The following is a 13522-nucleotide window of genomic DNA, read 5'->3' as shown; positions in this document are numbered from 1 at the left end:
GGCTCTTTTTTTTGGGGTTATATTTAAATCGTTACAGGAAGAATGGATACAATCTTCTCTTTCACATGTTCCGAAAGATTCTTTTCAATCAAAATCTGGACGGTTCCCGAATCATTGCTCGTCCTGATCAAACGCCCTATTCCCTGGCGCAATCGAAGGAGCATGTATGGAAGATCCACCTCTTCGAATGCATCGGTAACCGAGTTACGTTTGGCTTCGAAAACCGGATCGCGAGGCGGGAAAGGAAGCGAGTGTATCACTACATTTTGTAATGAAGGTCCTGGAACATCAAGTCCCTCCCATAAATGATAGGAGAAAAGGACAGATTGCTCATCCTCTTGGAACTTCTTAACAAGCTCGCTGATTTCCGCTTCGCCTTCAAAATAAAATGGATAGGATGATACTGGGCAGTTTTCCTTGAACCATTGCAATTCTTCTTTTGAGTGGAATAACACTAGTGTTCGACCTTCATTTTCCTCAATTGTATTCATTGTATATTGAAGTTTTGCCAATTGGTCTCCATTTTCGAAGACCGGCATGTTCATTTTCATGACTTCATCGTAATCAAATGGTGATTCAACGGAAAAGCTGTCATACTTTTCTATCCCTAAACTATCTGCAATATATTGGAAGGATTTATTATCCGATAATGTTGCCGATGAAAAAATGTAAGGGATTTTTTTCGAGAATACCTGTTCAGACAAGATATCCTGCACTAGCCTTGGCATGATCACCAATGTTTTGGTCATTTCATTTTCTTCAAACCAGGAAACGGCCTGTTCATCCTTCACAAATAGAGAAAGGGAGTAGCCCAGCTGCTCTAAATACTCTTCCGTCACTTTTAAATCATAATCATTGATCGTGTACATTTCCGCTTCAAAAACTAGGTTCTCCTCTAACTCTTCAACCTTTTTATGAAGCTTTTGGGCAAAGCTTGTTATTTCTTTTGACATTGGGATTTCATAACGATTAGACCCGCTGACATGTATCGCTTTTTCATCCAACAAATCAAAAAACTCTTCATTGATATCAATTAAGTCCTCGATGATGTATAAGGTTTCTTCACGAACCTGATTGGCTGTTAGCAATTCCAGAACCGAAGCGAGGGTTTGTTCCCCAACTTTATAAGTTAAAGCCTTTTGAGCAGCAAATTCCAAAAGATGGCCTTCATCAAAGACAACACAGCTATGTTCAGGCAGTAATGGTAACTGTCCTTCACGCTTACGCTTTTCCTTAGTCCATACATGCTCCATGAAGAAGTCATGTGAACAAATGATCAAATCACTTGATTTTCGATAGTGGTCCCGTGATAGGGTTTGCCCACAACGATGGCGTTTATCACAAGTAAAACAGTTTTGAAGCTGATCCCAGCCAACTTTAGACCAGTCTTCATCATTTAAATATGGATACTGTTTACGGTCCCCATATGGTGTATAGGCGTTCATGGATGAGTTATCATGAACAAACTTGGGAAGTTCATCATAGAGCTGATCTATCCCCTCTGAATCCTCATGATTCACAGCATAATCCAATTTCTTAAGACATACATATTGATCGTGATATTTGGCAAGCCGGACATCCACTTCAATACCTAAAGCATTCTTGATTTTTTGGATGTCGCCTTCCTCTTTGACAAGCTGTTCAATCAACGTTTCATCTGCACATGAAATAATTGCCGGTTTATTCGTATATCTCGCATAACAAATCGCATACAGTAAATAGACCAAAGTCTTACCAGTCCCTACCCCTGCTTCAGCAAAACTTATATTTTTTTCTTTAAAGGCTTTTTCTAACTGAAAAGCCATGAAGATTTGTTCGTCACGCAGCTCAAATCCTTTTTCGGGAAGAATATCGTAAAAAACATCACCGATCCATTCTGAAAGCTTATCGTAAAAAGAATCTTCCTTTGTTACCGAAAAAGGCAGTGTTTTAAGCATCATGGTCTCCCCTTTTATCTTCATCATTATATAAAATCCGAATCATTATTATCTTAGGCAAAAGTATATTATCCTTTATTTCACATTAGTAGTCAAGATATTTACCTATTATCAGAATGAAAGGCAATATGTATGTATGCTGTCTGGTTGCCCGATTCGTAAAATAAAAGACAGGCTCCAAGAGAGCCTGTCTGTAAATAATATAGGGTTGAATTAAGCTTTGTTTACGTTTGATGCTTGTGGTCCACGTTGACCTTGTTCTACATCAAATGTAACGTCTTGGCCTTCTTCAAGTGTTTTGAAACCTTCGCCTTGGATAGCTGAGAAATGTACGAATACATCGTCTCCACCTTCACGTTCGATGAATCCAAAACCTTTTTCTGCGTTAAACCATTTTACTTTACCTTGTTCCATTTTTGTTGCCTCCTAGTGTGTTCTCCACACATTATATTACTATCCTTGCTCAAAAGAATATTAAGGTATTCCTTAAATCTGAACAAAAATAATTCATTATTAGAATAACAGAAAAGGAAATGATAAGCAAGACTGGAACCTATTATGAATAAATCGTCCTGACTAGCAAAATCCTCCATTATATTCTACCTACTCATTCACCTTGAGGCTGCCTTGGCGGCCTTTTCCCCCAATATTGATAAAGGTCAGCACGGATGAAACCATTGAACAATTTCCTTTTTTTCGTTGCAGGCTTACCATAATGCTGTTCGAAGTCAGGATTGGAGGTAATCATGTATACCGACCATGTATCAAGCTTCTTAAAGGCTTGGCCCATTTCCCTATACATCTGCTCTACCGCTTTTTTCTCACCAAGACGTTCTCCATAAGGCGGGTTCCCGACAATGACACCATACTCTTTCTTGGTTGAGATATCCCTTACCTGCATTTGTTTGAATTCAATCAAATCACCAAGACCGGCTTCAAAACTATTCGCTTTAGCTATATCGACCATTCGATGGTCAATATCACAACCGGTTATGTCCAAGTATTGATCATAGTCGGCTAAATCTTCAGCCTCAATCCGCGCTTCATCCCATACCTTGCTGTCCATCCATGACCAGGTTTCAGAAACGAATTCCCTGTTAAACCCCGGTGCTATATTTTGTCCAATTAAGGCCGCCTCGATGGGAATCGTTCCCGATCCACAAAATGGATCTATGAAAGGTTTATCAGGCTTCCAATTGGTCAGCATGATTAACGCAGCCGCCAATGTTTCTTTAAGGGGCGCCTCTCCCTGCCCCGTCCGATAACCCCGCTTATGCAAACCCGCACCTGAAGTGTCTATGGTAAGTGTCACTGCATCTTTTAAAATAGACACTTCAATTTTAAACAAAGGACCTGTCTCTGCAAACCAAGATACTTGCTTATATTTACTTTTCAATCTATCAACAATCGCCTTTTTTACAATAGCCTGACAATCAGGGACACTGTATAGCTTTGACTTAACGGATTTTCCACTAACGGGGAACTCGACATCGGCTGATAAGAAATCCTCCCAATTCAAGGCCTTTGTTTTTTCAAACAACTCATCAAATGAATATGCTTTGAATTCCGCGACTTTAATTTTCACCCTATCGGCACTGCGCAGCCATAAATTAGAGCGGGCAATGGCGGATTGATCCCCTTTATAGGTGATCTTACCATTTTCGACTTGACAATCGTAACCAAGATCCCGCACCTCCTTGGCAACAATTGATTCCAATCCCATTGCTGATGTTGCAATTATATCGAATTGTTTCATTAATCCTGCACCTTCTTTCCATTAATCCAATCAATGGCACTTTTTCCCGAATTTCTTTCATTTATGTATTTAGAATCAGGCATTGATTTTTTACATGTAAACCTTATGGCCCACCGCGTTTTTATATTTCAGTTAGCCGATCATATAGCGTATTAATCACCGTGATGTAAAGCTATACTCAATTATCCATGTACCTTAGGATACATGCTGCAATTAAATCATCCGACCAATTATGTATGCTTCCCATCCATTATCCTGAAGTTTGAAGTTCTGTTTTGATACCTTCATTTTAGGGCTAATAAGGAACCTTTATAAATAGGATACCCAGAATCAAAGAAATGCTTAACATTCCAACACTATTTTTAAAAACGTTACCGACAGACTTCATTTAAGCCATTTTCCTAATCATTCGAACGCAATGAAAAACTTGCCAAGTTTTAAGTTTAACACAGCCATGTTTCAGAAAACGAAAAATAAATGGAAATGCCCAATCTTTTTATAATAATGCATTCTCCATAAACAAAAACTCTCCTTTTAAAAGGAGAGTTGTGCTTTTGGTGTTATATGATAACGTTTTGTAAGCCATGTTTTGTTCCTCAGTACTGCAAGCGACTCGCGTCTCGTACTTCGGCGGTAATCATCTATCTACAGAAGCAAGTGCTTCTGTCCTTCTCCTCGTTCAATTCCAAGGAAGAAAGCGCCCCTACCATTAATTTGGGTTTCTCGCTCGTGGGGTTTACCTCGTTCCACCCTTTACATTTCTGTAAAGGCTCCGTCACTGTGGCACTTTTATAGGTATTCATGCCATATCCAAAAGGACTTAGGCATTTTCCCAGCCGTCAGCAATCAAAGATTGCTGCCCAAGCTTATTTTTTCGCCAGGCACGAACACTACGGACATCGCAGTCCGTGCGAGCATGGACTTTCCTCTACTGCATAAATGCAGCAGCAATTACCCAAACGTTAACATAACATAATTGATTATACTCCATTATTCACGAAAACACAATACCAAAATCATTTTCACTTTTACAATGCAAAACCTCAGTCAAAAAGCTTGTTACCAAACACGTGCTTTTCCAAGTTGGATAACCGTTTAAGGATGTCAAAGTTAGTGGTTCCCGGAGTGGCACTTGGAGCAGGTTGATTTGGACGTTTTGTACTCTCTTCGGCTTGTTTTTTCAATTTAAGATTTTCTTGTTTTAGATCTTCAATTTCCTGATGGAACACTTCATAATCTTTAATGATCAGATCCAGGAATTGATCCACATCTTCAGGTTTATAACCGCGCATGGCTGTTTTAAAATCTTTTTCAAGAATATCTTTAGCCGTTAATTTTATCTTATCGGATAGCATAAGACTTCACCTCAATACTTTCGCCAATACAATCGACTTTTTATTATTTTTTCAAATCTGCTTGGGTTTGTCAACGAAACACCATTTTATAAGCTTACTGTTTCAGAGAACGATATGTATTCCCATTATATCTGTATCTAAATTTCATCATAATATGATTATGCTTTAGAAACAACTTTTAATCCATAATTATTTTCACTCCATCATTCTTCGGACCAGCTGGCTTCTTCCGCAGCCAGTTGCAGATCATCAAAGTTTATCTGAAAGATGGGGTATCGCTGTGTTTCTGCCTTTTTCATCGCCTCGAAATAAGGATATCGGGCTGATCCTTCTTTTTCAGCCTCGAAAATGATGAGCATGGCATCGCTTTTATGGACCATATACCTATTTTTGATTTTCAGCTGTTGTGGCCCTTCATATGGTTTGTTGAAAATGGACTCAACAAAATCGGCACGGGCCAATATGGATCGGTAATATTCTTGATTCGTCTCGTTCCATGACTCTTCCTGTTTCAGGAAAGGAGTAAGCACCCCTAATTTAAGCTGATTATATTCTTCCTGTAATTCGAAAACCACTTCTGCACCCCATAGTTCCGTACCCAACTGACCTGAGATGATCACCCATTCCAGCCCGTCTTCCACCAATGGCAGGAGACGCTGCTTCATCGCTTTCTTTATATATTTTACGGCATCATGGTCATTTTTGAATATCCCGAATTCAAAAGCTTTGTAGCCCGTCATATACAAAACCTTCATCTCTTGGCTAATCTCCTTTAACATGATTATATAAGAAAACAAGGGCTTAATAAGCCCTTATTTTTTAGTATCCGAAATGCCTAGGCGGACAGCATGGGTTTTGCGGCGGCCTTCCACAAATCAAGTGTTGATTATAGCACTCGTTCACCACGGATTGAGTATGCGGGAAATAATGCTTATACGTGTTCACATGTTTATTGACATTTGTAGTATGTGATGGATGAACGACAGGAATCACTGTGTTCGATACATTCGTATTGACAAATTGCTGTGTTGGAGAGACTTGCGCTGGGGCAACTTGAGATGGAGATGTTTGTGTTGGACCATATTGCGCTGGAGACACAGCCGATGGACCATATTGCGCTGGAGACACAGCCGATGGACTATAGGCTCCCATTACGTTAGAGTTTTTACCGGTTGACGCTCCCATTACGTTGTTGGGGTGTTTACCGGTTGATGCTCCCATTACTCCAGGTGCGTTCCCGTATGCTCCCATTACATTGTCGGATGCTCCCATTACATTGTTGGATGCTCCCATTACATGGGGTTTATTTCCTCCACAATTACGAAAATACATTTATAATACGTCCCCTTTCATCATGATAAGTTTAGTCTTACCATTACAGACTATGAAAAAAAGGGGATACGTGTACTGATGAAATGACCTATTTATACAGAATAAGTATAAAACGATGGATGGCTGTCAATAAGTACACTATCATTATTATATCTGGCTAACCGTCAAATGAAATGAGGAATTTTCTATAAAAAGGAATAGAGACTGTCTTTTAATGAAGTAAACAAAACTATCGTTAAACAAAGAACTACAAAAAATAGAAATAAAGTCGTTTTATACATTTCTCCGCTCCGCTTTCACCTTAATTTTATATGATGTAAAGGCATGAAATGAACGCTTCGGAATTTCACCCTCAACTCTTTCCATTTTACACACAATAGTTGAAGGCTACAATAAATGTATACATATTTTTTATTTTCGGCCTTTTGCACTAAAAGAAGTTTCTCGCTCCCTAATCTTATACAGAAATATCCTTTGATTCCTCTTTCTTTTCGAGCCGCCGGATCCTCTTTTCCAATTCCAACTGTTTTTTCCCCAGGGCGGTCCCTTCCCTAACCATCTCTTGATGCGCGATTATTGAACATTTTAGAGCAAGACCGACGTCCTTAAATTGATGTTCGTATAATTTCGCACATTCAATCTGTGCCTGTACCCTAATTTGCACATTCCCTTTTAAGGCGACTTCCTTCCAAATTTCCAAAGCTTCATCGAATTGTTTTTGCTTCTTTTTCTGGAAGGCTAATGCATGGCCAGCTATAATCCGATCTTCCTCATTACCCGCTTCCAATATTTTTTGATATGTCTCAACTGACTCCTCTTTTTTCCCCAAATAAGCAAGCCATCGTGCAATTTCCATGGACTCTTCCGTATATCCGTCGATTTGGAGGATTTTTCGGGACAAATGAATATACAAAGTGATCAATGATAAGATATCCAATTCATTATGCTTCATGATTCCAAACAGTATTTCCGGATTCTTCCTCTCAACAAAATCAAAATAAATCATCGGTGCCAAATATCCAGGAATATCATCCTCCCTATGTACACCTAGAATATCTGTTTCGACAGCTGATAATTTCACTCGTTCCAATTTGTTTCTCCATAGGCGTCTTGAAGCATGATACAAATCGAAATGTCCGAATTCCGGTAGTTTTGGCACATGTTCCTTTATCAAGGTATGTCTCGTTTTTAACTGTGGCCAATCAAAGGACTTACCATTATAAGTGACAAGTGTTTCGTAATTGATGTTTTCCAAAAAGCTTTGATAAAGCGGTATTTCACTTCCAGGCTGCGGAAGGATATGTTGCTTCACGACTACTTCTTCACCTTCTAAATAGGCATACCCTAGTAAAAAAATGGTATTACCGGCTCCGCCTCCTAGTCCTGTCGTTTCCGTATCGAAGAAAAACAGATCTTCACTTTTAACGCCCCTGGCGGAAAGTGGATGCTCCAATGAAGTTTGATTCCACTCTTTTACGACCTTTTTCAGCTCGGAAAATTCATATAACCCGTGTTTGTGATTTATAGGGTAGCGGACTTCCCTAATGAAACAATAGTCACCGTCGAAATGAAAGGAAACGGTATCGTTCTCAAGCCACTTTTCAAAGTAAGGAATTTCTTCATTCACTTTCTGGTCATTTTCTTCTACAGGAGAAGGTTGTTTCCCTAGGTTCATATGCGTTTTCATACGGTTCAATTTATTTTTTAAAGACATGAAATTACACCTCTTTTCACCTATCAATGCAATCTATTAATGTTTTTGCTTACAAAATTGACCTAATAATTGTTTGGCATCACTCTTGGCTGTTTTCGTTGCGGATTCCGTACCGATACAGGAAGGGCAGCCGCTCTCACAAGTGCAATTTTCAATCATTGATATTGTTTCCAGCAAAATGACTTCAGAGTTTTCATATACTTTATCACTTAACCCTATGCCACCCGGATAACTATCATAGATAAAAATGGTCGGTTTTTCATTATGCGCTGCTTTAACCTGCGGATAAACATGAATATCATGCGGATCGCACATAACATATAGCGGAATCATGTAATTAAGAGCATGCGACGCACCTATCATTCCTTGTTCTATTCGATTTTCGTCCCACTTAAATATATCAGGATCCATGGAAAGCATGGCCGAACTCGTATGCAGTTCCATCTCAGGGAGGCTGATTGGACCTGAACCAATATTTTCATGAGTTTCGAATTTGATTTTTTTGAAGATCGTAGGCATCGCCCGGATTGCGACATCACCAAAAGCAGCTGCTGTGGAAGCGAAAGTTCGCTGTTTATCGACTTCCAATACAGACAATTGAACAGCAAGGTTAGCATCCGTATAATAGTCCACATTGACTTCACGTACATAAGCCTTTTTTTCATCCCAATCAAGTTCTTCCACCTGAAATTGAATACCCTGGTGCAAATAAATGGCTTCATCGTGAAGAAGGGTCATTGCACTGAAAGTATCCATTTCCCCTATGACCCGATTAACCGGTGCATTCGTTTGGTCGATGATGACGACATTTTCCTGTGCCGCTGAGCGCAGGCTGATATTGCTTGCGGGAAAAGCATCATTCATCCAATGCCATTTGTCCCCATTTAGGTGTAAGACCCTTTCTTCCGTAAGGAATTCAAGAACGTCGATAATCTCTGTTTTCCCAAAAGTATCGCCTTTTTTAAATGGCAGCTCATATGCTGCGCATTTTACATGATCAACCAAGATCAAAAGATTATCCGGATTGATTCTTGCAGTTTCTGGATTTCTGGTAAAGAAATAATCGGGATGTTGTACGATATATTGATCAAGGGCACTGGAACTGCCGACCATGATGATCAATGCTTCACCATGCCTTCTTCCTGCTCGCCCAGCCTGTTGCCAGGCACTCGATATGGATCCAGGGTAACCTGTCATTATGCAAACCTGAAGCTGACCGATATCGACACCCAACTCAAGTGCATTTGTGGAAACCACCCCATAAATGGAACCATCCCTGAGGCCTTGTTCAATTTCCCTACGCTGTGTTGGCAGATATCCGCCTCGATAGCCCCTGATCGATTTTGGCCCCAATTGCTTTGACACAAGTTCCTGTAAATATGTCAATAGAATTTCCACTCGAACCCTGCTTCGCGCAAAAACGATGGTTTGTATTTTATTTTTCAAAAATTCATTTGCCAGCTTCCTGACTTCCAATACCGCACTCCTTCGTATGTTGAGCGGTTTATTGACTATTGGGGGATTATAAAATACAAAATGCTTTTTCCCACTTGGGGCTCCGTTATTATCGATCAGGACCATTTGTTTTTCCGTAAGCTCTTCTGCTAACTCTTTTGGGTTATTGATCGTAGCGGAAGTACAGATGAAAACAGGGTCGCTTCCATAAAACTTGCAGATCCTTTTTAACCTTCTAATGACGTTGGCTGTATGACTTCCGAAAACGCCGCGGTAAATATGAAGTTCATCAATGACCACATACTTCAAGTTTTCAAACAAAGAGACCCATTTCGTGTGATGGGGCAGGATTCCCGAATGGAGCATATCAGGATTGGTGATCACGATATGCCCGGCCTGGCGAATTTTTTGCCTGATGTTTGAAGGTGTGTCCCCGTCGTATGTATAACTATTTATATTAGCATCCATTTCATCAATCATTTCATTCAATTCGCTTTTTTGATCATAGCTTAGCGCTTTTGTCGGAAATATATAAAGCGCCCTGGTTTTTTCATTTTCCAGTATTTTTTGTAGGACCGGCAAATTATAGCATAATGTTTTACCAGAAGCTGTTGGTGTGACCGCCACAAGGCTATTGCCACTGACAGCAGTGTCGAATGCAGTTGCCTGATGGGTGTACAACCCATTTATCCCCCGTATTTCAAGAGCATGCTTGATCTTATCATTCATTGCAGCGGGAAAAGGGACATGTTTTGCCTCTTTCGCTTCAATTACTTGCCAATGTACGATGTTATCTTTAAAATCCTCATTAGTTTTTAAATCCTTAATAACTTCTTGTAAATTTTTTCGCAGTTTCATATAACCACCTCATACTCCTATTCTACCGAATGAACGTTCTATGCAAAAGGGAAACTATTTCCTATTCACAAAAAAAAGCTGGAAACGGCAACATCCCGTCTCCAGCTCGGTCTTTTTTATCATTTAATTCTTTTCGGCAAAGCGAATGATTTCTTCGAGTAGTCTGCTTGGAGCTTCCAGCATCCCCATATGGCCGCTTCCCTTAAGTATAACTTCATGGATATGGCTCCCTTTTGCAGAAAAGGTTTTTTCAACGGGAATTAGCTTATCCTCTTCACCTGCAACCAATAAGACAGGCAGCTTTGTGTCTTTGAGTACATGATTTCTGTCTATTCTGTTCCTCATGGCATGTAAAGACCCTATCGCACCGCTTTCACTTGTTTTATATCCGATTTCCTTAGTTTGTTCAATATTGGAATCTTCGGGATTAGAGAAAAGCTTTGGTATAAGTCCGTCAATGAAAGCGGGAATTCCTTCACTTTTGATTTTCTCGACAGATTTTAAGCGCCCAGCCTTTCCTGTTTCATCGTCCGGCAAAGCTGTAGAATGTACCAATGAAAAACCAGACAATTTCCCAGGAAACCTTTCTGCGAACGCCAAGGTGATATATCCCCCAAGCGAATGACCAAACATATATACCTTTGCGATTTCCAGTTCGTCCAGTAACGACGCAATATCAGCAGCCATATCATCAATCGAGAAAGATTCCCCTATTTCCTCACTTGCACCATGCCCCCGTAAATCAACGGCAATAACCCGGTAATCATCCTTTAATTCAGCAATGATGTCACTCCAATATTCATGACTTCCGCAAAATCCATGAATAAACAACAATGTTTTATTTCCTTTCCCGGTATCTATGTAGGAAAGCTTGCCATTATTTTTCATATAAAACCCTCATTTCCTTTTCTAATCATTCAGTAACGTTATTCCCTATAGTCCTTTATCTGAAACCCAACAGCGCATTCACATTTCTTAATTCCTCACATAGCCTATAGGCAAAGGAATTTTTTAGAAAGGAGCACCGTGATGACCTCTTCTGAAAAAAATAATAATCGGAGAATAGAACCCTTTACCCACTTCATTAACAAAATGGATCGGCTGTTTTCCGAAAGGCCTCCTAAAGGCATGCTGCAATCTCTTGACGATTTCTTCGGTTCGGCGAAAGAACGCAGCTTTCCGGTTGATGTTCACGAAACGCATTCAGAATATACACTTACCGCCACTTTGCCTGGAATTGCACGCAGCCAAATATCAATTGATGTACTGGCCCATGCTGTAACCATAACTGCAAAGCAAGTAGATAGAAGACATAAAAATCAAGGAATGTTTCAAAAAGAAGTTTCAGCAGGTACTCTTTCAAGAACCATTTCTTTTCCAAAACCCATTGATGAAGCAAAAGTCACCGCTCGACATCGCGATGGCATCCTCACGCTTCAGCTACCCAAAATCAGGGGGAATCGGATTGAAATCCATTAGACATGAATAAAAGCAGACTTAAAAAAGTGGCTGGGTCACTTGTAAGTCTGCTTTTCCTTTATTCACCATCTAAGCTTTGAAGAAGCCCCCTACTCCTTTGACCATTGAAGATACTTGAGAAACTGTATTCATCATTTGTCCAGCTGTATTCATCATCTTCGTTATATCCATCGAGCCATCTTGTGTTTTGAATTGATTCATGACCGATTTGAAACCCGATGGCTGGGGTTTTTGCATGAACTGCTGCTTAGGATATGGATTATGAGCCTGCAGCTGACCTTGCGGAGGTCTTTTAGCTGGCTGTAACGGATTGGCGAACGGGCTAAAAGCTTGCGGCTGCTGATTGGACTGGATTGGCTGCATTTGTGCCATTGGCTGCATTTGTGCCATTGGCTGCATTACACTGCTGCCCGGATAAGCTCCCACAGGCATCGCCTGCTGCTGGACAGATTGGAATGGATGATAGGCCGCTTGCTGATAAGGATCATGATATGGTGTCATATAGCCCCCTGTATCCTGGAGATGATATGGATACATAAATGGTTGTTCATGATTATTGGGCGGAGGATACGGCATTGGCTGCTGGTACCCTCCCCAATATTCCGTCATTGATTGAGGAAACTGTCCTTGATTTGGGGAGATATGGTTAAAACCGGATCTCATCATGTCAATGAGCCCTCCTCTTTTTTCATTACATGGTTCTGATAATATATGAAAAAAAGGGGAATAAAGTGTAGGTATTTTATGATAAAATCCGATTGATTTCCGTTCTTACATTATTAAGGATGAATTCCACCGATTGAACATGGCTTTTAAATCGCTTATAACTTGTTTTTGGAAAAAATGCCTGTACGGCCACATCAGAAAGGTTATGGGCGGTTTGTTCGATTTGCTCGGGGAAAAGATGCCTAAATTCAGTTTCTTTCATCCACTCCTTCATTCCGGTTTCCCATTCGATGCATGCGGTCCTTACCTGGTCTGCAAACGGCTTGACTTCCGAAAAAAAATCCTTTTCCTTTCCTTCCTTCCGTACACCCTCATAGATATCATCCACTTGGTCCGTATATTTTATTAATTGTTCTGTTAATAGCTGCAGTTTTTCTTTTTGCACAATATATTCCTCCGCACAATTGTTTCCCTTATTATAATCCAGTTCATTATAAAATGATATTCCTCTGGCTTATACGTGCAATTCAGTGAGAACATTGTGCTTTATTATTGTTTTTTTCGGGACAATGGAAAAGGAATGGTTTACACCTTCAGCATTCACCCAATAATCCTCGGCTTTCTCAATGGCTTCCTGGGCTTCGTTAACTAATGTATATTGCTCCGCCCATAGTTTGCACCGCACTGTATTTACAGTTTCCCCATATGAAATTTCCAAACGATCCAGGCTGGTACTGATCTCAGCTATCATCCTTAATATCTCCTCTGTTGCGACACTTTTATTGACCATGCTGATCCCTCCCATTCTTTACCTGTACTATTCTTTTTTTTATCAGAAAGCCCTTCATGACTGACAAAACTAGAAGGGAATCGGCAAAGAAAGTGCAATTCGCTTAATTTATTATGCCCTTCGACAACAATGGCAGAATGAAGAATGAAGTTTTAAACAAGAATACAGACAGGAGGTGAT

13 protein-coding genes and 1 other RNA gene are annotated in these 13522 nt (G+C 40.1%); 1 reads left to right on the top strand and 13 read right to left on the bottom strand.

All coding sequences use genetic code 11. The annotated features are described in order from the left end of the window. Window positions 1-23: 23 nt before the first annotated feature. The 10 genes from ACQKMF_RS06250 to ACQKMF_RS06205 all read right to left on the bottom strand — a co-directional run bounded on the left by ACQKMF_RS06250 (window position 24) and on the right by ACQKMF_RS06205 (window position 11295). Window positions 24-1940, bottom strand: a complete 1917-nt coding sequence (locus ACQKMF_RS06250) for an ATP-dependent DNA helicase (protein WP_427572424.1) — start codon at window positions 1938-1940, stop codon at window positions 24-26. 210 nt (window positions 1941-2150) lie between these two features. Next, complete coding sequence (locus tag ACQKMF_RS06245; RefSeq protein ID WP_034307871.1) at window positions 2151-2351, bottom strand: cold-shock protein; 201 nt, start codon at window positions 2349-2351, stop codon at window positions 2151-2153. A 193-nt stretch (window positions 2352-2544) separates the two neighbouring features. Beyond that, window positions 2545-3693 (bottom strand): THUMP domain-containing class I SAM-dependent RNA methyltransferase, encoded by a 1149-nt coding sequence (locus ACQKMF_RS06240; RefSeq protein WP_402938039.1) that lies wholly within the window; start codon window positions 3691-3693, stop codon window positions 2545-2547. A 573-nt stretch (window positions 3694-4266) separates the two neighbouring features. After that, window positions 4267-4656, bottom strand: an RNA gene (gene rnpB, locus ACQKMF_RS06235) — RNase P RNA component class B. A gap of 80 nt (window positions 4657-4736) precedes the next feature. Then, window positions 4737-5048 carry a cell division regulator GpsB gene (gene gpsB, locus ACQKMF_RS06230; protein WP_061463822.1) on the bottom strand — a complete coding sequence of 104 codons (312 nt, stop codon included), beginning with the start codon at window positions 5046-5048 and terminating at the stop codon, window positions 4737-4739. A 203-nt stretch (window positions 5049-5251) separates the two neighbouring features. Next, window positions 5252-5803 carry a DUF1273 domain-containing protein gene (locus ACQKMF_RS06225; protein WP_402938042.1) on the bottom strand — a complete coding sequence of 184 codons (552 nt, stop codon included), beginning with the start codon at window positions 5801-5803 and terminating at the stop codon, window positions 5252-5254. 64 nt (window positions 5804-5867) lie between these two features. Further along, window positions 5868-6380: a CotD family spore coat protein gene (locus ACQKMF_RS06220; protein WP_427572165.1), complete on the bottom strand. Its 513-nt coding sequence runs from the start codon at window positions 6378-6380 to the stop codon at window positions 5868-5870. 457 nt (window positions 6381-6837) lie between these two features. Next, window positions 6838-8094, bottom strand: a complete 1257-nt coding sequence (locus ACQKMF_RS06215; protein WP_402938048.1) for a ribonuclease H-like domain-containing protein — start codon at window positions 8092-8094, stop codon at window positions 6838-6840. 36 nt (window positions 8095-8130) lie between these two features. Then, window positions 8131-10407: a DEAD/DEAH box helicase gene (locus ACQKMF_RS06210; protein WP_260358976.1), complete on the bottom strand. Its 2277-nt coding sequence runs from the start codon at window positions 10405-10407 to the stop codon at window positions 8131-8133. Window positions 10408-10530: 123 nt separating this feature from the next. Then, the gene (locus ACQKMF_RS06205) at window positions 10531-11295 is read right to left on the bottom strand and encodes an alpha/beta fold hydrolase (RefSeq protein ID WP_402938054.1); all 765 of its coding nucleotides are present in this window, start codon (window positions 11293-11295) and stop codon (window positions 10531-10533) included. A 141-nt stretch (window positions 11296-11436) separates the two neighbouring features. On the opposite strand from ACQKMF_RS06205, the gene ACQKMF_RS06200 reads away from it, so the two are divergent. Then, window positions 11437-11886, top strand: a complete 450-nt coding sequence (locus tag ACQKMF_RS06200; protein WP_101222371.1) for an Hsp20/alpha crystallin family protein — start codon at window positions 11437-11439, stop codon at window positions 11884-11886. A gap of 69 nt (window positions 11887-11955) precedes the next feature. Here ACQKMF_RS06200 and ACQKMF_RS06195 read toward each other — a convergent pair whose 3' ends face one another. The 3 genes from ACQKMF_RS06195 to ACQKMF_RS06185 all read right to left on the bottom strand — a co-directional run bounded on the left by ACQKMF_RS06195 (window position 11956) and on the right by ACQKMF_RS06185 (window position 13342). Further along, window positions 11956-12552, bottom strand: coding sequence for a YppG family protein (locus tag ACQKMF_RS06195; RefSeq protein ID WP_427572162.1), 597 nt, complete (start codon window positions 12550-12552; stop codon window positions 11956-11958). Window positions 12553-12628: 76 nt separating this feature from the next. Continuing rightward, window positions 12629-12997 carry a YppE family protein gene (locus tag ACQKMF_RS06190; RefSeq protein WP_157830997.1) on the bottom strand — a complete coding sequence of 123 codons (369 nt, stop codon included), beginning with the start codon at window positions 12995-12997 and terminating at the stop codon, window positions 12629-12631. A gap of 69 nt (window positions 12998-13066) precedes the next feature. Then, a complete protein-coding gene (locus ACQKMF_RS06185; RefSeq protein ID WP_101222373.1) occupies window positions 13067-13342 on the bottom strand; it encodes a hypothetical protein in 276 nt (91 codons plus the stop codon). Between the last annotated feature and the right edge of the window lie 180 nt (window positions 13343-13522).

It is taken from the genome of Peribacillus sp. NPDC101480, from assembly GCF_050277335.1.
Classification (GTDB): Bacteria; Bacillota; Bacilli; order Bacillales; family DSM-1321; genus Peribacillus.
Note: the sequence above shows the minus strand (reverse complement) of the source record. Positions and strands in the feature narration are given on the sequence as shown.

Coding starts and splice junctions, on each gene's coding strand:
- ACQKMF_RS06215 (WP_402938048.1), bottom strand. CDS start 8,094: ATGTCTTTAAAAAATAAATTGAACCGTATGAAAACGCATATGAACCTA.
- ACQKMF_RS06220 (WP_427572165.1), bottom strand. CDS start 6,380: ATGTATTTTCGTAATTGTGGAGGAAATAAACCCCATGTAATGGGAGCA.
- ACQKMF_RS06185 (WP_101222373.1), bottom strand. CDS start 13,342: ATGGTCAATAAAAGTGTCGCAACAGAGGAGATATTAAGGATGATAGCT.
- ACQKMF_RS06250 (WP_427572424.1), bottom strand. CDS start 1,940: ATGATGCTTAAAACACTGCCTTTTTCGGTAACAAAGGAAGATTCTTTT.
- ACQKMF_RS06195 (WP_427572162.1), bottom strand. CDS start 12,552: ATGATGAGATCCGGTTTTAACCATATCTCCCCAAATCAAGGACAGTTT.
- ACQKMF_RS06205 (WP_402938054.1), bottom strand. CDS start 11,295: ATGAAAAATAATGGCAAGCTTTCCTACATAGATACCGGGAAAGGAAAT.
- ACQKMF_RS06225 (WP_402938042.1), bottom strand. CDS start 5,803: ATGAAGGTTTTGTATATGACGGGCTACAAAGCTTTTGAATTCGGGATA.
- ACQKMF_RS06245 (WP_034307871.1), bottom strand. CDS start 2,351: ATGGAACAAGGTAAAGTAAAATGGTTTAACGCAGAAAAAGGTTTTGGA.
- ACQKMF_RS06200 (WP_101222371.1), top strand. CDS start 11,437: ATGACCTCTTCTGAAAAAAATAATAATCGGAGAATAGAACCCTTTACC.
- ACQKMF_RS06210 (WP_260358976.1), bottom strand. CDS start 10,407: ATGAAACTGCGAAAAAATTTACAAGAAGTTATTAAGGATTTAAAAACT.
- gpsB (WP_061463822.1), bottom strand. CDS start 5,048: ATGCTATCCGATAAGATAAAATTAACGGCTAAAGATATTCTTGAAAAA.
- ACQKMF_RS06240 (WP_402938039.1), bottom strand. CDS start 3,693: ATGAAACAATTCGATATAATTGCAACATCAGCAATGGGATTGGAATCA.